Origin of the sequence: Roseibium sp. Sym1 (assembly GCF_027359675.1) — a bacterium.
Lineage (GTDB): Bacteria > Pseudomonadota > Alphaproteobacteria > Rhizobiales > Stappiaceae > Roseibium.
Window position 1 is genome coordinate 4,401,407 of sequence record NZ_CP114786.1, and the last position, 18,952, is coordinate 4,420,358.

17 protein-coding genes are annotated in these 18,952 nt (G+C 62.2%); 7 read left to right on the top strand and 10 right to left on the bottom strand.

Annotation, left to right across the window (positions count from 1 at the left end):
- Positions 1-48: 48 nt before the first annotated feature.
- Together phnD and phnC (O6760_RS20040) are read right to left on the bottom strand one after the other, a co-directional pair.
- Positions 49-960 (bottom strand): phosphonate ABC transporter substrate-binding protein, encoded by a 912-nt coding sequence (gene phnD / locus O6760_RS20035; protein ID WP_269581471.1) that lies wholly within the window; start codon positions 958-960, stop codon positions 49-51.
- 91 nt (positions 961-1,051) lie between these two features.
- Positions 1,052-1,873: a phosphonate ABC transporter ATP-binding protein gene (phnC, locus tag O6760_RS20040; RefSeq protein WP_269581472.1), complete on the bottom strand. Its 822-nt coding sequence runs from the start codon at positions 1,871-1,873 to the stop codon at positions 1,052-1,054.
- A gap of 300 nt (positions 1,874-2,173) precedes the next feature.
- On the opposite strand from phnC (O6760_RS20040), the gene O6760_RS20045 reads away from it, so the two are divergent.
- From O6760_RS20045 to O6760_RS20060, 4 genes are read left to right on the top strand one after another with little or no spacing between them, the layout of a single operon-like run.
- Positions 2,174-3,046 (top strand): PhnD/SsuA/transferrin family substrate-binding protein, encoded by an 873-nt coding sequence (locus O6760_RS20045; protein ID WP_269581473.1) that lies wholly within the window; start codon positions 2,174-2,176, stop codon positions 3,044-3,046.
- On the top strand, positions 3,043-3,861 hold the full coding sequence (gene phnC, locus O6760_RS20050; RefSeq protein WP_269581474.1) for a phosphonate ABC transporter ATP-binding protein: 819 nt from the start codon (positions 3,043-3,045) through the stop codon (positions 3,859-3,861). Before O6760_RS20045 ends, phnC (O6760_RS20050) begins: the two co-directional genes overlap by 4 nt.
- Before the next feature lie 25 nt (positions 3,862-3,886).
- Positions 3,887-4,687: a phosphonate ABC transporter, permease protein PhnE gene (gene phnE / locus O6760_RS20055; RefSeq protein ID WP_269581475.1), complete on the top strand. Its 801-nt coding sequence runs from the start codon at positions 3,887-3,889 to the stop codon at positions 4,685-4,687.
- The gene (locus O6760_RS20060; protein ID WP_269581476.1) at positions 4,684-5,358 is read left to right on the top strand and encodes a class I SAM-dependent methyltransferase; all 675 of its coding nucleotides are present in this window, start codon (positions 4,684-4,686) and stop codon (positions 5,356-5,358) included. Before phnE ends, O6760_RS20060 begins: the two co-directional genes overlap by 4 nt.
- Before the next feature lie 54 nt (positions 5,359-5,412).
- On the opposite strand, the gene O6760_RS20065 is transcribed toward O6760_RS20060, so the two are convergent.
- From O6760_RS20065 to O6760_RS20075, 3 genes are read right to left on the bottom strand one after another with little or no spacing between them, the layout of a single operon-like run.
- Positions 5,413-6,597, bottom strand: coding sequence for an osmoprotectant NAGGN system M42 family peptidase (locus tag O6760_RS20065; protein WP_269581477.1), 1,185 nt, complete (start codon positions 6,595-6,597; stop codon positions 5,413-5,415).
- The gene (ngg, locus tag O6760_RS20070) at positions 6,594-8,378 is read right to left on the bottom strand and encodes an N-acetylglutaminylglutamine synthetase (RefSeq protein ID WP_269581478.1); all 1,785 of its coding nucleotides are present in this window, start codon (positions 8,376-8,378) and stop codon (positions 6,594-6,596) included. Before ngg ends, O6760_RS20065 begins: the two co-directional genes overlap by 4 nt.
- 3 nt (positions 8,379-8,381) lie before the next feature.
- Positions 8,382-10,157 (bottom strand): N-acetylglutaminylglutamine amidotransferase, encoded by a 1,776-nt coding sequence (locus tag O6760_RS20075; protein WP_269581479.1) that lies wholly within the window; start codon positions 10,155-10,157, stop codon positions 8,382-8,384.
- 84 nt (positions 10,158-10,241) lie between these two features.
- Here O6760_RS20075 and O6760_RS20080 point away from each other — a divergent pair, with 84 nt between their 5' ends.
- Positions 10,242-10,718: a MarR family winged helix-turn-helix transcriptional regulator gene (locus tag O6760_RS20080; RefSeq protein WP_269581480.1), complete on the top strand. Its 477-nt coding sequence runs from the start codon at positions 10,242-10,244 to the stop codon at positions 10,716-10,718.
- Between the two features lie 63 nt (positions 10,719-10,781).
- Here the strand turns inward: O6760_RS20080 and O6760_RS20085 are convergent, their stop codons facing one another.
- On the bottom strand, positions 10,782-12,917 hold the full coding sequence (locus O6760_RS20085) for a putative bifunctional diguanylate cyclase/phosphodiesterase (protein WP_269581481.1): 2,136 nt from the start codon (positions 12,915-12,917) through the stop codon (positions 10,782-10,784).
- A 354-nt stretch (positions 12,918-13,271) separates the two neighbouring features.
- On the opposite strand from O6760_RS20085, the gene O6760_RS20090 reads away from it, so the two are divergent.
- Together O6760_RS20090 and sfsA are read left to right on the top strand one after the other, a co-directional pair.
- Positions 13,272-14,696: a TrkH family potassium uptake protein gene (locus O6760_RS20090; RefSeq protein ID WP_269586320.1), complete on the top strand. Its 1,425-nt coding sequence runs from the start codon at positions 13,272-13,274 to the stop codon at positions 14,694-14,696.
- Positions 14,697-14,738: 42 nt separating this feature from the next.
- On the top strand, positions 14,739-15,443 hold the full coding sequence (sfsA, locus tag O6760_RS20095) for a DNA/RNA nuclease SfsA (RefSeq protein ID WP_269581482.1): 705 nt from the start codon (positions 14,739-14,741) through the stop codon (positions 15,441-15,443).
- An 11-nt stretch (positions 15,444-15,454) separates the two neighbouring features.
- Here sfsA and O6760_RS20100 read toward each other — a convergent pair whose 3' ends face one another.
- The 4 genes from O6760_RS20100 to O6760_RS20115 form a co-directional block, all read right to left on the bottom strand.
- A complete protein-coding gene (locus O6760_RS20100) occupies positions 15,455-16,138 on the bottom strand; it encodes a L,D-transpeptidase (protein ID WP_269581483.1) in 684 nt (227 codons plus the stop codon).
- A 260-nt stretch (positions 16,139-16,398) separates the two neighbouring features.
- A complete protein-coding gene (gene gpt, locus O6760_RS20105) occupies positions 16,399-16,908 on the bottom strand; it encodes a xanthine phosphoribosyltransferase (RefSeq protein WP_269581484.1) in 510 nt (169 codons plus the stop codon).
- A 15-nt stretch (positions 16,909-16,923) separates the two neighbouring features.
- Positions 16,924-17,667: a competence/damage-inducible protein A gene (locus O6760_RS20110; RefSeq protein ID WP_269581485.1), complete on the bottom strand. Its 744-nt coding sequence runs from the start codon at positions 17,665-17,667 to the stop codon at positions 16,924-16,926.
- Positions 17,668-17,740: 73 nt separating this feature from the next.
- Positions 17,741-18,943, bottom strand: a complete 1,203-nt coding sequence (locus O6760_RS20115; protein ID WP_269581486.1) for an FAD-dependent monooxygenase — start codon at positions 18,941-18,943, stop codon at positions 17,741-17,743.
- Positions 18,944-18,952: the final 9 nt, after the last annotated feature.

The following is an 18,952-nucleotide window of genomic DNA, read 5'->3' on the forward strand; positions in this document are numbered from 1 at the left end:
AGGAAAAAGGGAGCCGCCGTGCGCGCCTCCCTTCAATGAGTGGAACAATCAGCCGCCGCGGCGCTGTTTCTTCAGCCAGTCGCGCATGTCGACGATCCACTGGTACCGGTCATGGTCGACCTCGATCCAGCCGTCCTGGGTGCTGTCTGCGCCGCCGGTCATCTCGATGAAGGCCAGGGTGTCGTTTTCGGGGATGTCCATGATGGCCTTGCGCATGTCCTTGATCAGGCCGTCCGGCAGGTTGGTGCGGGCGGCCAGCGGACCGGAGGTGATTTCCGGGGACTTCCAGATGGTGCAGATCGAGCCTTCGTCGATCATGCCCTTGGTGACCATGCGCTGCGGGATGCCGTCTTCCTCATTGGTGATGTAGGTGGCCGCTGCGTCATACTGCTTGTTGTAGACGCCGAGCACACCGGTCTCGTGCGCGCCGGAGAACGGGATCGCGCCGAAATAGGTTTTCGGCTCGTAGCCCTGTTTGCTCAGGTTGAAATAGGGCACCGCGTAGCCGGAGGTGCTGTCCGGGTCGGCGAAGGCCAGGGTCTTGCCCTTCAGGTCTTCCAGCGTCTTGTAGCCGCTGTCGCAGCGTACGGCGACGACGGAGAAATAGCCGGTGGAACCGTCCTTCTGCAGGCGGGAGACCAGCGGCACGACACCGCCGTTGGTTTCGGTGTAGGCGGCGGCGTAGGACGAGGAGCCGAAGAAGGCGAACTCGATCTGGTCGGCGGCAATCGCCTGGATCACGCCGTCATAGGACCCGGCGGTGAAGATCTCGACTTCGACGCCGAGTTCGTTCTCCAGGTATTTTTCGAACGGCGTGTAGCGCGCGATCCGGTCCTTTTCGTTTTCACCGGACAGGATGCCGAACTTGACGGTCTTGTACTGATCCTTCCAGCTGTCCGCGAGGGCAGGGGACGCCGCCAGGACGGCTGCGGAAACGGCTGCTGCGAGAATGGCCTTCATCGTAGTGCTCCTTTGGTGCCGGCTGCGCCGGCGGAAGATGCGGGTGTGTCCGCGGGGTTGGCGTGGCTGGCGGCGGACCGCTGCCGCGCGCTCAGGTTCCGACCGCCTTGAACGGTTGCGGAGACGCTTGTGAGGCGAGGGATGTCGAGGTGACGGCTTCGTCGATATCGCCTTCGAAATCGTCCGTGCCATAGATCGCGCGTACCCTGTCCGTGGTCAGCGCCTCCGGCGTGCCGTCGAAGCGGACCTGTCCGGCACGCATGGCGACGATGCGGTCGCAATAGGCGCGAGCCGTGTCGAGCGTGTGCAGGTTGACCAGGACGGTCAGGCCGTCGGTACGGTTGATCTCGCGCAGGGCTTCCATCACCCGGGTGGCGTTCGCAGGGTCGAGCGAGGCGATCGGCTCGTCCGCCAGCATGATGCGCGGGTTCTGGACAAGGGCCTTGGCAATCGCGACGCGCTGCTGTTGACCGCCAGAGAGCGTCCCGGCGCGTTGAAGCGCCTGGGGCACGAGATCGAGCCGGTCCAGAGCCTCGATGGCACGGGCCCGGTCTTCATCCGTGAAGGAGCGGGCCATGGAACGCAGAAAACCGGTATGGGCGATCCGTCCGACCATGACATTGGTCAGGACGTCCATGCGTTCCACCAGATTGAACTGCTGAAAGATCATCGCGCAATTGGCGCGCCACAGGCGCAGGTCGCGGCCCCTGAGGGACGTCACCGGCTGCCCTTCATTGGTGATCGTGCCCCGGGTCGGGTCGGCGAGCCGGTTGATCATGCGCAGCAGGGTCGACTTGCCCGCACCCGACCGGCCGATGACACCGACCATCTGTCCCTTGGGGATGGCAAGGGAAACGCCGTCCACCGCCGTCAGATCACCGAATGTCTTGGATAATTGCTCAATAACCAGCATGCGCCCCTCCGAGAAACGGGGAGCGACCTAGCAAAAAACCACGGAATGCAGATGTCTATACGATTATACTTTTATGAAGTTTTGCGACAGCTTCCCTAAAGTATTTTGCCAATTAAGAAATATCATCAAGCAGATTATATCGAATTTGATGCCAACTTGTCCGGCGTGACTGGTTGGATGATTGTTTCCCGGTGTAAATGTCGTTGTTTTTACATAAAAGGTTCATTTTCGGCGGCGCGCTTGTCGTTACGCTCCTGTCGCCTTGCCGGTACTGCCCCGGCATCCAAAGGAGTTTCCGATATGCGCTTTTTGAAAACCGCCGCGGTCGCGGCCGCCGCTCTCGCCGTTTCCTTCACGTCTTCCTTCGCCGACACCTTCAAGATGGCTGTCACGGATGTTGAAGGCCTGGAGCGGCTTCAGGTCGAATGGGGTCCGTTCAAGCAGGCTCTTGAAGATGCCACCGACCACACGTTCGAGTTCTTCCCGGTGACGAGCCGCACCGCAGCCGCCGAGGCCCTGCGCGCCAAGCGGGTTGATTTTGTCGTTACCGGTCCGGCCGAGTACATCGTCATCAACACGTTGACCGAAGCGACGCCGCTGATCGGTCTCGGCCGCCCGGACTATTTCTGCGCCATCGTCGTGCGCGCCGACAGCGGCATCATCCGCCCGGCGGATCTGAAGGGCAAGAAGGTCGCCTTCGGTGACATCGGCTCCACCTCCAACATGCTGTGCCCGATGCAGCTGATGTCTGACTATGGCGTCGATCCGGTCAAGGACATCGACAAACTGCACACCTCGCGCAACATTGCCCACGAGGCGCTCAAGAAGGGCGATGTCGCTGCGATCGGCACCAATCACAATTCCTGGCTGAACGTGCGCAACAAGGACGACAGCGTGCCGAACGGCTTCTTCCGCGTGATTGCCCGTTCCGGCGATCTGCCGAACGACATGCTGATGGTTGCCGCCCATGTCGACCCGGACGCCGCCAAGGGTGTGCGCGATGCCATCCTGGAAAACAAGGACGCGATCATCACGGCGATCCTGCAGCATGAGGAAAACGACAAGTATTCCGGCATGGACCTGGTGGCCATCGAGGATGGTGCCTACGACCTGGTCCGCTCCATGTACACCACCGCCGGTTTCCCGCAATACGACAACTTCATCGGCGAATGATGCCGCAAGTCCTGCTTCAGACCGTCGGCGTTTCCGCGCCGGCGGTTCATGACGAACCGCATACCGAAGCGGCTCCGTGCGAGCTTCGTGTGGAAGGTCTTCGAAAGTCCTTCGGCAAGGACCGTGCCGTGTTGCGAGGCGTTTCCTTCGCTGTGCATCGGCGCGAGGCGGTCGCCCTGATCGGTTCCAACGGCGCGGGCAAGTCGACCGCGCTGCGCTGCGCGCTCCGGCTGGTCGAGCCTGAAGCCGGATCCCTGACACTGTTTGACGAGGACATCTCGTCGGCAAAGACGCACCAGCTGCGGCACATCCGGGCTGACGTCGGCTTTGTCTTTCAAAAACACAACCTGGTGCCGCGTGTGTCGGCGCTGACCAACGTCATTCACGGCAATCTCGGCAGGGCAGGTGGCATGCGTGGCTGGTCGCAGGTGCTCGCCCCGTCGCATCTGCGCGAGCGCGCCATGGCCTGCCTGGAGCGGGTCGGTCTCGCGGATCAGGCCAGAAAACGTGCGGATCAGCTTTCCGGTGGCCAGTCCCAGCGTGTGGCCATCGCCAGGGCCCTGATGCAGGACCCCAGGATGATCGTGGCGGACGAACCGGTTGCCAGCCTCGACCCGGTCGCCGGTCGGGAGGTCATGGATCTCTTTCACCAGTTGACCCGGGAAGAGGGCATCACGTTGCTGTTCACCTCCCACAATGTGCAGCAGGCGCTCGACTATTCCGATCGGGTGCTGGCCATCAAGCAGGGCGCCATCGTTCTGGACCAGCAAAGCGCAACCCTCGCGGCAGCAGATCTGGGCAAACACTATGGCTGAGGCATTTCTTTCAAGACATGGCCCGATGCCGACCCGGTTCGAACGCCCGGGCGCGCTGCAATTCACGGCCTATGTGGCGCTGGCCGCCTTCGTCATCTGGTCGTTCCAGGGCGCAGGCTGGTCGTTTTCCGCGCTGGTCTCCGGCGGTCCGGCCATGGCCGATTTCCTGTCCCGCACCTGGCCGCCTTCGCTCGAACGGCTGCCGCAGCTCACCAGGGCTCTGATCGAGACCTTCCAGATGGCGCTGGCCGGCACCATCATCGGGATCGTCATCAGTCTGCCGCTGGCTCTTCTGGCAGCGAAAGGCCTGACGCGGCAGACGGCCGTCTCCCGGGTGTTCTACAGCGCATCGCGGCTGCTGATCGCCCTGTTCCGCACCGTTCCGGACCTCGTCTGGGCGCTGGTTTTCGTCATCACCGTCGGGCTCGGGCCGTTTGCCGGAACCCTCGCGATTGCGGTCGACACGGTCGGCTTCTGCGGCCGGTTCTTCGCCGAATCCATGGAGGATGTCGAAAAGGGGCCGAGCGAGGCGCTGATGGCCGCGGGCGCGGGCAAGTTCGACACGATCTTCTGTGCGGTGGTTCCGGCCGCCATGCCGTCCTTCATCACCACCTCCCTGTTCGCGCTTGAAAAGGCGACCCGGTCTTCGGTTGTGCTCGGTCTTGTCGGGGCCGGCGGGATCGGTATCGAGCTGAAGGTGGCGATGGACTTTTTCGACTACCAGCTCGCCATGACCATCATCCTGATGATCTTCGTGCTGGTTCTTTTTGTTGAACGGCTCGGCAGCTTTGCCCGCAGCCGTATTCTGGAGGGATCATCCCGATGAGTGACATGCAGACCCTTGAAAAGACCGACACCGCCTATTTTGCCTGGGACAAGCGCTGGCAAACGGAAGAAGGCCGGGCCGACTGGGTGAAACCCGCCGATGATGTCGCGGCGCTGATCGTCTCGCTGCAGCAGACTGGACCTGTCAGAGCGCTGGATCTCGGCTGCGGCGTCGGCCGCCATGCGCTTGCCTTTGCCCGGGCCGGCTTTGACACACATGCCGTGGACATGGCGGAAGCCGGTCTGGCGGAGCTGAGAAAAAACGCCGGGGCCGAAGGCCTGACCATCACGGCGCAGCCAGCTCCGATGACGGACCTGCCGTTCGAGGACAATTCCTTCGACTACGTGCTTTCTTTCAACGTGATCTATCACGGCGATCCGCAGATCGTGAAAAGCGCCATTTCCGAGATCGCGCGGGTGCTGAAGCCGGGCGGAACCTACCAGGGGACCATGCTGTCCAAGCGCAACGGAAATTTCGGCCTTGGAACGGAAGTGGCGCGGGACACGTTCGTGCGTGACGGCGACGACGACAAGGATCACCCGCATTTCTATTGCAACGCGGCCGAGCTGGTGGAGCTCTTCGGCGGCTTCGAACTGCGCTCCCTGGAAGACAAGCTGCACCGCAAGCCGGGCTCATGGCATTGGCACATGATTGCCGAGCTGCTGGAATAGCTGAAGGCCACACCTGCCGCGAAATTTTCGCGGCAGGTATCTTCCGGACAAGACCTATTCGGCGGCCGGCTCCGCAGCCGGCTCGGGCAACGGCTCGTCCACTTCCGGGGCCAGCGTCTGGTCCGCGTCCGCCGTCGGCTGGCGGGTGAAGCCCTTGAGGTCGGCGAATTCACGGGCGTCGCGCTGGATCTCGACCGGGCTGAGCACGTAGCCGGTGGCCAGCTCGGCCAGGGACCGCAGCGCATGCATGTGGATGCGCTCGTAGCCGTGGCTGGCATCGACGCCGAAGGTGATCAGGGCCGTGCGCACATCCGCGCCCGCCTCGATCGCGGTGGCCGCATCCGAGCGGTAATAGCGGAACACGTCCTTCTGGAACTTGATGTCGTTGTCGCGGCACAGCTGAACCATTTTCCGCGTCAGGTGGTAATCGAACGGGCCGGTCTGATCGGCCATCGCGACGGTGACACCGAACTCGTCCGAATTCTGGCCCGGGGCGGTCGTGCCGTTGTCGATTGCCACGAGCGAAGCGATGTCAGGTGTCAGGATCGACTGGGCACCATGACCGGTTTCCTCGGCAATCGTGAACAGCCAGAACACGTCCACCGTCGGTTCGATGTCCGACTCCACCAGCGCCTTCAGCGCCGCCAGCATCACGGCCACCCCCGCCTTGTTGTCGAGATGGCGCGACACGATGAACCCGTTGTCCAGGAATTCCGGTGCCGGATCGATCGATACAAAGTCTCCGACATCGATTCCGAGACGGTGCAAGTCGTCGGTGCTCTTGGAATAGGCGTCAACCCTCAGCTCGACGAAGTCCCAGCCGACGGGCAGTTTGTCGACTTCGTCGTTATAGGTATGACCGGATGCCTTCAGGGGCATGATCGTGCCGGTGTAAGCTCCGCTTTCGGAGAAGATCGTGGTCCTGGCGCCTTCGGCGAAGCGGGCGGACCACGCCCCGATGGGCACCAGTTCCAGGCGGCCATTGTCCTTCAACGACTTCACCTGGGCGCCGAGCGTGTCCAGATGCGAGACGAAGGCTCGGGCCGGCTTGCGCTTGATGCCGGACACACGTGCACGTACGCCGCCGCGGCGCGTGATTTCGTAAAAGACGCCGAGTTTTTCGAGTTCCTTGCAGACGTGCCGAACGATTTCGTCTGTGTACCCCGTGGGGCTCGGGATTTTTAGAAGGTCCTGAAGTTTCTCCGTCAGATAAGGAATGTCGATGTTCAGAAGGGTCATGTCCCGGCTCTGTTCAAGGTCGTCCTGACCGGCTGTGGCACCGACAGGGGGAAAAGGAAATCCACGAAGCGCTCGGCCGTGGGCTGCGGTTCGTGATTTGCCAGCCCCGGCCGTTCGTTCGCTTCGATGAAGCGATACTCAGGTTGTCGGGGGTCTTTGACCATCAAGTCAATGCCTGTGACGGGAATTTCTATCGCCCGGGCCGCCTTGATGGCGGCATCAATGAGCGTGTGGTGGGTCTCTCCGGTGACATCGTGAATGGTACCGCCGGTGTGCAGGTTGGCCGTTCGCCTGACGGGCAGGACCTGGCCTTCCGGCAGGACATCCTCCAGGGTGTAGCCGTTTGCCTGCAGGCACCTGTCGACCTCGTCGTCGATAACGATTCTTGATTCACCGCCGGTGGCCGCGGAGCGTCGTCGGGACTGGAATTCGATCAGCTCCCGGATGGTGGCCTTGCCGTTCCCGGTGATTTCGGCAGGCTTGCGCAGGGCTGCGGCAACGACCTTGTAGTCGATCACCACGAGCCGCAGATCCTGGCCGGTGACGCATTCCTCGATCAGGACATCGTTGGAGAAGGTCCGTGCAACCTCGACGGCCGCCATGATGTCTTCGGTCGTGGTCAGGCCGATGGCGATGCCCTTGCCCTGTTCGCCGCGCGCCGGCTTGACGACCACCGAACCGTGCTTGTCGAGAAAGGCCGAGATCTCGTCGGCCGAACCGGCAAGCACCTGGTCAGGCACCTCGACGCCGGCACGTTCGACGATCCGGCGTGTGGTGGCCTTGTCGTCGCAAATGGACATGGCGACGGCACTGGTGAATTCGCTCAAGGATTCCCGGCACGCGACCGACCGGCCGCCGTAGGACAGCCGGAAAAAACCGCCCTGGGCGTCTATGATCTCGGTCTGGATGCCGCGGCGGCGCGCCTCGTTTACGATGATCGTTGCGTAGGGATTGAGCTTGTCCTCGAGCGCCGGGCCGGCGAACAGGGACTCGTTGATCGTGTTCTTGCGCTTGACCGTGAAATACGGCACGCGCTCGAATCCCAGTTTCTCGTAAAGTCCGATCGCAAGTTCGTTGTCATGCAGGACCGAGAGGTCCATGTGCGGTATGCCCTTGCCCTTGAAGACCTCGGCCAGACGGCGTACCAGCGCTTCACCGACACCGGGAAAACGGGCCTGGGGCGAAACGGCCAGGCACCAGAGCGAGCTGCCCTGGTCGGCTCCGCTGGTGGCCCGGTTGTGATCGATCCCCATGGCCGTGCCGACGATCGTGCCGGTGTCGTCCTCCTCCGCCACAAGGATCGTCGTGGTGCGCGGATCGAGGTCCGACCAGAAGAATTCCGGCGGCACCGGAACCATGCCCCGGCTGATATAGAGCTCGTTGATTGCCTCCGCGTCGCTGCGCGAGGACAGCCGGCGCACGGTGAACCCCCTGCGCCGGCTGCGCGCCGGACGGTAGGTCGCCAGGTTCAGCCGGAACGTGTGGGACGGATCCAGGAACAGTTCCTGCGGTGCCGAGCCCACCAGCACATGCGGATCGCGCACGTAGAAGGCGATGTCGCGCCGGTCCGGGCGCTCGTTGCGCAGGACCTCGACCAGCTTGCCGGTGTCCTGATAGGTGTTGGCGAACACGAGGCGGCCCCAGCCGCAATTGATGTAGCGGTCCTTCTGGGCCTCGGTTTCCTGTTCAAGCCGGTATTCCGGCTTGAGCCCGTGCTCGCGCATGCGCTTCAGGCGATGGTCGAACGCGCCCTTCGGGCGGGAAGGTTCATTTTCGGCCATGTTTCAGACCTCCTGTGCCTGCAACCACATCTCCAGCAGCGCGACCTGCCACAATTCGGAGCCGCGCAGCGGCGTGATGTATTTGGTCGGATCCGCATACAGCTTGTCGAGGTAAGCCTGATTGAAAAGGCCGCGGTCCCTGGCTGCCTGGCTGGACAGCGTGTCGCGCACCATGTCCAGATAGTCGCCCTGAATGTATTTCAGCGCCGGCACGGGGAAATACCCTTTCGGGCGGTCGATCACCGCGCTCGGGATCACCTGGCGGGCGGCTTCCTTCAAAACGCCTTTGCCTTCCTGGGCAAGCTTGAACTCCGCCGGTATGCGGCCGGCCAGTTCGACAAGCTCATGATCGAGGAAAGGCACCCGTGCCTCAAGCCCCCAGGCCATGGAATGATTGTCGACCCGCTTGACCGGGTCGTCCACCAGCATCACGTTGGTGTCGAGCCGGAGCGCCTTGTCGACCGGATCCTCGGCACCGGCCTGTGCGAAATGGGCCTCGGCAAAGGCAAGGCTTTCGTCGCGGTCGCAGTGATAGGCGGGCGACACGGCTTCCGCCATCTGCGCTTCGGTCCGGTCGAAAAAGGCGGCGGCATAGTCCTGGACCGGCTGGTTCGACCCGGTCATTTTCGGATACCAGTGATAGCCGGCAAAGACCTCGTCCGCCCCCTGGCCGGACTGGACCACCTTGATGTGCTTGGAGACTTCCCGGGACAGCAGGTAGAAGCCGATATTGTCGTAGGAGACCATCGGCTCCGACATCGCCCTGATCGCGCCGGGCAGGTTTTCCTGAAGCTGCGAGGACGGGATGAAGATCTTGTTGTGATTGGTGCCGTAATGGTCGGCGATCAGATCCGAATACTGGAATTCGTCGCCCTTTTCGCCGTGGGCTTCCTCGAAGCCGATGGAGAAGGTCGCCAGGCCCTTCTGGCCTTCCTCTGCCAGGAGACCGACGATCAGGCTGGAATCGACCCCGCCGGACAGGAGCACGCCGACAGGAACATCCGCAACCATGCGCCGGCGCACGGCGGTGCGCAGGCTTTCCAGCACCGCGTCGCGCCAGTCGTCGGCGCTGCGGGCCAGGTCTTCGGCGGACTTTTCAAAACCCGGTGCCCAGTAGGTGTAATCGTTCGAGCTTCCGTCGGTTTCGATCGAGCGCACCGTGGCGGCGGGCAGCTTGCGCACGCCGTTCAGGATCGTGCGCGGCGCGGGAACCACTGCGTGCCAGCTCATGTAGTGGTGCAGGGCGACCTTGTCGATCGAGGTGTCGACGCCGCCGCCTGCCAGCAGTGCGGGCAGGGACGAGGCAAAGGCCAGGCGGCCGCCGGCCTCGCTCAGGTAGAACGGCTTGATGCCGAACCGGTCGCGGGCCAGGTGGATGCGGCCGCTCTCGTGCTCGTGAATGGCGACGGCGAACATGCCGTGAAAGCGGGAGAAGCAGTCCTTGCCCCATTCGGCCCAGGCCTTGAGAATGACCTCGGTGTCGCTGGTGGAAAAGAAGGCGTACCCCTTGGCGCTCAGCTCTTCGCGCAGTTCCTGGTAATTGTAGATGCAGCCGTTGAACACAAGGGACAGGCCAAGCGCCATGTCGGTCATCGGCTGTGCACCGCGCTCGCTCAAGTCAATGATTTTGAGGCGCCGGTGGCCAAAGGCGACCCGGCCTCGCTGGGTCACGCCCATGCCGTCGGGTCCGCGCGCTTCCATCGCCTCGGCCATCCGGGAAACCCGGACGACGTCCGCTTGAGCGCCACCAAAAACCACTTCGCCGCAAATGCCGCACATATTGACAAATTTCTCCGTTTCCTGAAAAGACGAGCACTATATAGAACTCTAATCATTAGAGTTCAAATGAATAGGGGGGTAACAATGCAGGCGATGGAATCATCGCAAGTGGTCAAGGCCATCCGCAAGATCGTTCGGGCCATTGACTTGCGCTCCAGGGAGGTGTCCAGGCAGACCGGACTGACAATCCCGCAAATCGTTGTTCTTCAAGGCGTTCGCGATCTTGGAGAAGTAACCACCAAGGCGCTTTCGGAGAACGCGGATCTCAGCTCGGCGACGGTCGTGACAATCCTAGACAAACTGGAGGAAAAAGGGCTCATCGAACGCTACAGGTCGGTCTCTGACCGTCGAATCGTTCATGCCAGGCTGACCAGCGAGGGGGAGGTGGTCGCGTCCGACCTGCCGGGACTGCTGCATGAGGAATTCGAGAAGAAATTCGACGCGCTCGCACCGGACGACCGGGAGCAGCTGGTCTCGGCGATCGAACGCATTGCAGAAATGATGAATGCGCATCAGCTGGATGCCGCTCCCATCCTCATGACCGGGAAACTCTCGGGCTGAGGTGCCGCGGTTTCCTGGCCGAACGGCAGGAAACAACGGCGCGCCGGATCGGCTTGAAGGCGTCTAGGCGCGTTTGCGGGCCGCTCGTCCCTGTGTGCCCCGGCGCCTTTCCAGCGCGTCATGAAAGGCCTTGTACCGTGCCTGAACGTCGCCGGCAGGAACCGCCGGTGCGCAGTAGTAGCCCTGCAGCACGTCGCAGCCGTGGGTCACTGTCAGGGCAAATTCCCCCTCCGTTTCGGCGCCTTCCGCGATCACGCGCAGGCCCAGGCTTCGGCCGAGGCCGACAATTGCCTGGAACAGTTGTTCCTTCTGCGTGTTCTGGTCCGCGCCGGCAATGAAGGAGCGGTCGATCTTCAGCTCCTGGAAAGGCAGCTTGTGAAGATAGGTCAGCGACGAATAGCCCGAACCGAAATCGTCCAGGGACAGCTGAACCCCGATCCTCTGCAGTTCGGACAGAATGTCGTGCACCGACTGCTCACTGGTGTCGAAGAAGACGTTTTCCGTGACTTCCAGGCACAATTGGTGCGGTGGCATGCCATGAAGGTCCAAGGCCTTCCGCACGGTCCGGGCAAAATTGGGCTGGCGGAACTGCAACGGGGAAACGTTCACCGAAATATGTCCGAAATCGAAGCCGGCGCGGCGCCAGTCGCCGGCCTGCCTGCAGGCCTCTTCCAATACATATTGTCCGAGTTCCAGTATCAGGCTCGTCTTTTCGGCGATCGGAATGAATTCACCCGGTGGAATGAAACCGCGCTTTTCGCTTGGCCAGCGGATCAGAGCCTCCAGTCCGACCAGGCGTCCGTCCGCGGGACAGACCTGCGGCTGGTAATGCAGGGTGAGTTGTCTGGTCTTGAGGGCGGCTCTCAGCAGCGTTTCCGTGAGCATTTCCTTCTGGACGCGCTCGTTGAGCGGCGGCGAGAAGAATTCGTAGCATGCCCCGTCCTTGTCCTTGGCCGAGCGCAGCGCCAGGCCCGCGACCCGATGCGCGGTTTCGACATCTGCGGCATCACGGGGAAGTAGCGCGATGCCGATGCTCGGTTCCACCCGGATTTCACCCTCTTCGAGGTGAAACGGTGCGGACAGCATGTCGAGCGCCTGGACGGCATAATCCTCGGCAACGCTGCCTTCGCCGTCGAACGGCAGGAGAATACAGAAGTCATCCGCGGAAATGCGGGCTATCTGCGCGTGGGGACCGAAGATGTTGGCCAGACGCACATAGGCTTGCAGCAGGATCCGGTTGCCGACCTGTTGGCCGAATGTGTCGTTCACCTTGGCGAAGCCGTTGAAATCCAGGTGAATGAGAGAGGCAGAAAAGGTCTCGTCCTGGCTGCGCTTGAGCGATTTCCTGAGATCGGAGAAATAGCGTGCCCGGTTGCCGGCTGTCGTGACCGGGTCCGTATAGGCAAGCTTTTGAAGCTTGTCCTGCAGGTCGGTGACCTTTTCCAGTCCATGGGCGAGGTCGCCGATTTCGTCCTTGCGCTCCGTGAAGGGAATGTCCTTTGGCTGCGTGCCGCCTGCCAGTTCGTCTGCCATGCGGGCGAGTTGGCGCAGGGGCAGCAGTTCAAAGCGCAGCAGCAGTCCGCCAACCAGAATAACCGCGACAAGGATCATGATTGCGGCTGTCGCCATCCGGGTCTGCAGGCGTTGTTCCGCAAGCATGAGATCGTCAACCCAGCCGACATCCACCGCCAGGGCCCCTGCGATGGCACCACCTCCCTCCAGAACGGGTGTCAGGTAGGCCAGCCGCAACCGGCCCTGTACCGGAACGTTGCCGACATAGGGATGGCCCGAGGCCAGGCTGACGAATGCCGGATGTCCCTCGACGATCGAGAAGGCCGGAGGCGGGCTGCCGTCAGGAGACCGGAAGGTTGTTGCAAAACGGTCGAAGGACCTGGTTTCGGGAACCCATTTGAACAGATTGGCCGCGCCCTGGTTGGTCTGGCCCATGGCCTGAACAAGGCGGGTCAGCCTGTCGCTCGGACCCATCAGTTCCGCGCCGGACCCGGCGGCGATGCGCAAGGCGAGGGGGTTGCCGCTGTCATCATAGTCCGGATGAAAGGCGGAGTCGGTTCCGAAACACAGGATCGCAACCGCCGCACGCGCCGCGCGGTCAATTCGGATCTTGGAGTTATCCCGCGTCGTTTCGGACAGTTCGTAATAGCTCAGCCCCGAAACCAGGCCGATGCTGCAAAGCACCATTATGACGAGGATGCAGCTGATCCGAAACACAAGCGTGTGTAGACCAAAACGTTTGATTTCACCGTATCCTTGTTAAATTCACGTATAGGGAGTTTTTTCTATCATAGCACGTAAAGGTAATTGACATTCGCTACGAAATTCTGAACACGAGGAAAAAATTCCGGCCCAAAAGCCGGATTGCGGTGACGCGGGCAGATTGCGGTGCGCGATCGCCGGGCCATCTTCCGGGGACGGCGCGCGCGCCCCATTGGAAATTGACCCGAAAGCGGGTAGGACGGGAGGCGGAAACGGCTTGGAAACCGTCCGGTCCGGTATTTTTGGGATGATTGCCGCTTGATTTCTCTCCGACCCGTTTTGAATGTTCTTGGCTTCCTCTATGTCGGCCTGGCCACCGCCATGCTCATTCCGGCGATCGTGGACGTTGCCCAGAAGAACGCGGATTGGCAGGCTTTCGTGTTCTCGGCGCTTCTGACCGGCATGGTCGGCATGCTCCTGTCAATTGCCGTCGGAGGTTCGCTGCGCGAAGGGCTGGACACGCGCCAGACCTTCATTCTCACCACACTTGCCTGGACAACATTGCCCGCATTCGGGGCCTTGCCGTTCCTGTGGCTCGGCGTCGGCTACGCGGATGCCGTGTTCGAGGCCGTTTCCGGGTTTACCACCACGGGATCCACCGTGCTGACAGGCCTCGACGGCCTGCCGCCGGGACTGCTCGTGTGGCGTTCGCTGATGCAGTGGATGGGCGGGATCGGCATCGTCGTCATGGCGATCGTGCTTCTGCCGTTCCTCAGGATCGGCGGAATGCAGCTGTTTCAAAGCGAAAGTTCGGACCGCTCGGAAAAGATCGTCAGCCGTTCCGTGGAGTTGATCCGGCTGATTGGCCTGGCCTACCTGTTCCTGACCGTTTCCTGCATCGCCGCCTACCTGGCGACGGGCATACAGCTTTTCGATGCCTTCAACCACGCGCTGACGACCATCGCCACCGGTGGGTTTTCCACCCATGACCTGTCCTTCGGTTATTTCACCAACCCGGCTTCGGGCTGGGTCGCGGTGTTCTTCATGGTGGTCGGGGCCCTGCCTTTCGTTCTGATCGTGCAGGCGCTGCGCGGACATCCACTGCAGCTCTGGCGCGACCCGCAGGTGCGGGCCCTGCTCGGGTTCCTGGCACTCGTTTCCCTGACACTGACGGTCTATCTCGGCGTCAACATGCAATTCCCGTTCGATGAGGCGTTGCTCAAGGCGACCTTCAACGTGGTGTCGATCGTAACGGGGACCGGCTACGCGCTCGGCGATTTTTCCCAGTGGGGTGCGCCGGTGGTCGGCATTACCTTGCTGCTGATGTTTGTCGGTGGTTGCACCGGGTCGACGACCGGGGGGATCAAGATCTTCCGGTTTCTCGTGTTTTTCGGGACGGTGCGCGCGCATTTGCGCCGCATGGTACGGCCGCACAGAATTATGTCGGAAGAATATGGCGGCACGCGGCTGACCCCCGAACTGTCTTTCTCGGTCCTGGCCTTCCTGGTGGTCTATATGGGATCGGTCGGCATCATCACGGTGGCCCTGTCCTTCTTCGACCTGGATCTGGTGACCGCGATTTCCGCGGCCGCGACCTCGGTCGGCAATGTCGGGCCGGGTCTCGGTCACATGATCGGTCCGGCTGGCCATTTCGCACCTCTGCCCGATGGCGCCAAGTGGCTTCTGTCCTTTGCGATGCTGGTCGGCCGCCTCGAGCTGTTCACCGTTCTCGTGCTGCTGGATCCCGATTTCTGGTCGAAGTGAGATTGCCGGCGGCCTCCGAGCTTCGAAAAGGAAATACCTGGCATGAAATTCTCAGCGCCGCTTGTCAGCGGCCGTCTCGTGAAGCGGTACAAGCGATTCCTGGCCGACGTGCTCCTGGATGACGGCAATGCGGTCACCGCCCATTGCGCCAACCCGGGGTCGATGCTCGGCCTGAAGGAACCCGGATCCCGCGTCTGGCTGTCGCAGTCGGACAATCCGAAGCGCAAGCTCAAGTTTTCCTGGGAAGTGATCGAGGCAGATGGCGCCCTTGTCGGCATCAACACGGCGCATCCGAACAGGCTCGTGGAAGAAGCACTCGCCGCGGGCCGCATCGACGGGCTTGCCGGCTATGACGCCCTGAGACGGGAAGTCAAATACGGCAAGAACTCGCGGATAGACATCCTTCTGGAAGGCGGCGAGGGGGACAGGACCTATGTCGAGGTCAAGAATGTGCACCTGATGCGTCAGCCCGGGCTTGCGGAATTTCCGGACAGCGTGACGGCACGCGGTGCGAAGCACCTTGTCGAATTGGCGGACATGGTGGCAGAAGGCCACCGGGCCGCCATGGTGTTCCTGGTCCAGAGGCCGGATTGCGCCCGCCTCAACCTGGCGGGAGACATCGATCCGGCCTATGCGGCAGCCTTTGCTGCCGCCCGCAAGGCGGGTGTCGAGGTCTATGCCATTGGCTGTGACGTACGCCTCGACGGGATCGACGCGGTCAAGCCGGTGGTCATCGAGATCGGGTGACGACGCGCTTCTCAGGCCTGCCTGACGACAATCGGCGTTCCTTCCGGGACACGTTTGTAGAGGTCGATCACGTCCTGCTGCAGCAGGCGGACGCAGCCTGACGAAACCGCCCGTCCGATGGACCAGGGCTCCGTCGTGCCGTGCAGGCGGTAAAGCGTGTCCCGGTTGCCTTCGAAAATATAGAGCGCACGTGCGCCGAGCGGGTTCTGCGGGCCGGGCGGCATGCCATCACGGTATTTTTCGAGCTTCGGTTCGCGGGCGATCATTTCCGCCGGCGGGGTCCAGGTGGGCCAGGCTTTCTTGTGCTGGATCCTGGCCCGTCCACCCCAGGAAAAGCCCGCCCGGCCAATCCCGACGCCGTACCGCATCGCCTTGCCGCCCTCCATGGTCAGGTAGAGGAAACGGTTGGGGGTGTCGACGACGATGGTGCCCACCGGTTCCGGCGCCGAGTAGTCGACCAGCTGACGGTAGTAGACGGGATCGATCTTGCTCAGATCGACCGCGGGGATCGGAAAGCGTTCCTCCGGCATGGCCCGGTACAATTGCTGGTATTCCGGCGCAATGCTGCTGCCGGTCGTCGCCGGCGCGTTGGCGGGCGAAGGTCGCGGCGGCAGCGGTCCCTTGTGATGGCCTGACTGGCAGCCAGCGGCGAGAGCAGCCGCTGCAGAGGCTAGGAACAGGCGTCGGTTGAGCATTCCGTATCCCGTTGAGGTCTTCGTGATTGCACGATGCATGTCTGTGAACAACGGATCGCAACCACGAAGGGGCTTCGCTTTTGCGGCATTGAACCGGATTCGCGACGTCTTGACATCCCTCTTGGATGGTTCATGCAGACAAAAACGGCCGATCGAACAGGATGCTCGATCGGCCGGTGTAACTGATGTCGGGAATATGCCGGCAATGGCCGCCTTCTCGGTTCGCGGCCGGTTGCGGTGCCTCGTGCCGGGGCGGCAGATCAGCCGGCGGTTTCCTTCGAGAGCGGCGGCTGGAATTGCCATCCCATGTCCCACGGAAAATAGATCCAGGTGTCCTGGGAAACTTCCGTGATGAACGTGTCGACCATCGGCACGCCGACCGGCTTGGCATAGACGGTGGCGTAATGTGCCTTGGGCAGCATTTCGCGCACAACCTTCAGGGTCTTGCCGGTGTCGACCAGGTCGTCGATCACCAGAACGCCGCTGCCTTCTCCCCCTTCGAGATCAACGACCTTGGGGTCGATCGGCTTGATGACCTTGAGCGATCCCTGGCTGTCATAGTCGTGATAGGACGCAATGCAGACCGTTTCGATGGTGCGAATGCCCAGTTCGCGGGCGACGATGCCGGCCGGCACAAGTCCGCCGCGGGTGATGCAGACGATCGCTTTCCATTCACCTTCGCTGGACAGGCGCCAGGCAAGGGCGCGCGAATCCCTGTGGAACATGTCCCAGGAGACCGGGAAGGCTTTGTTTTGGGCGGGGTTTTCCATGTCTGGTCCTTCAAATTATCCCGAGAGCTCGGCAACGGCTGCGGCGACGTCCCTGACGGCGGCCTGCAGGACGGCCTCGTCCCGTGAACGAACAACGATCTGGGTTGTGAATCTGCCGTCGGTGGCTCTCGGATAGGAACCGATCAGCGTTTCCGGATGGGCATCCTGAATCGCGGACAGCCGCTCGGCGATCCGGCTTTCGGGCATGTCGGCGGCGACGGTTTCGGACAGCATTTTCGTACCCGTCGAAAGGGTCGGCGCAATTGCGTCCATCATCGCCTGCATGATGGACGGAACGCCGGCCATCACATGCACGTTGCCGATCCTGAAACCCGGCGCCTTGGAGACCTTGTTCTCAATCAGGTCGGCGCCTTCCGGGATGCGTGCCATGCGCTGGCGTGCGGGGGTGAACTGACCGGGGGCATAGTGCGTTTCGAGAAGGGCCACGGCCCTGGGATCCAGGTTCAGCGGTACGCCGAAGGCCGCGGCGATGCTTTCCGCGGTGATGTCGTCATGGGTCGGTCCGATGCCACCCGACGTGAAGACGTAATCGTATTTAGACCGGAGTGCGTTGACCGCCTCGACGATTTCAGGGGTTTCGTCGGGAACAATGCGGACCTCTTTCAGGTCGATTCCGAGAGAGGTCAGATAGTCGGCGACAAACCCGACATTCTTGTCCTTGGTACGGCCGGAGAGGATCTCGTCGCCGATCACCAGAAACGCTGCGGTCACAACGTTGACTGTCTTCTGACCGGTCATCTTCAAACTCCCTGGCACCTGGATGGGGATTGGCTTTATCGCAGCTTACGGCGCGGCTCAAGCAAAAGCGGGGTTATTGTTCCGGTGTCCAGCCATAAATGTCGTCGAAGCGTGTCGCGAGGCTGGTGGGTTTTGACAGCCGCAGGACGGTATCGCGCGCCAGGGCAAGCGCGCCCGAATAGTGGTAGGTGCGGGCGTTGTCGAAAGAAACCTTCTGGACGTGGGTTACCCTGGCCTTGCGATGGAACTCGAAAGCGCGCAAGGCGGCCGGCACGTTCTCAACATCCACCGGCAAATGCCTGGCGAGGATGGCAGCGTCCTCTATGGCCATTGCGGCGCCTTGTGCCATGTAGGGCAGCATGGCATGGGCCGCGTCGCCGAGGAGGGCAACATGGCCGTGTGACCAGGGGCCGGACGCCTTGACGCTGCAGAGCGCCCATTTCAGCCATTCGTCCGAAGATCCGAGCAGGTTGCGTATTTCCGCGGGCCAGTTTCTGAACAGGTGCAGCAGCGCTTCCCTGTCGGCCCTGGTCGACCACCTCTCGTCCTGCCAGTTCTCTTCGGCCAGGGCGACGATATTGAGGTGCCGTCCTCCCTTGACGGGGTAATGCACGAGATGGGAATCGCGGTGCAGCCACAGTCCGGGGTCGGTGGTCCATCGACGGGGCACGGCGTCAATGGGCACCGTCGTCCGGTAGGCGACCTGACCGCTGAAGCGCGCGTTTTCATGGCCCGGCACCAGGCGCCTGACCCTTGACCAGACCCCGTCGGCGCCAATCAGCGCCTTGCAGGCGAGATTTCCCGTCATGTCGGCATCCTGATAGATACAGGTCAGGTTCCCGTAGGGCGTGGACGTGAGATCCATGACCTCACAAGCCAGCTTGATGGAAATTCCCGGTGTTGCCCGGGCCTTGTCGAGCAACACCCGCTGCAGATCCGCCCTGTGGATCTGCCAGAACGGGTAGCCGTGACGCATCTTGAGAAAAGACCCCATGCGCACGGTTGCCAGCTGGCGGCCGGATGTGCCGGACCAGATGCGCAAATTGTCCGGTGCATTCGCGTGAGGCTCGAGTTCCTGCAAGAGCCCGAGGCGGTCAAGCACAGCGCAGGCATTGGGCGAGAGCTGAAGTCCGGCGCCGACTTCACTGAGCACGTTCGCCTTGTCCAGCAAGACGACCTGGTGGCCTCTGTCACGCAAGAACAAGGCCGCCGTCAGGCCGCCAATTCCCGCGCCGGCAATGATGATCGGGAGGTCGGCCTCGCCATTCGCGCTCATGACACCGTT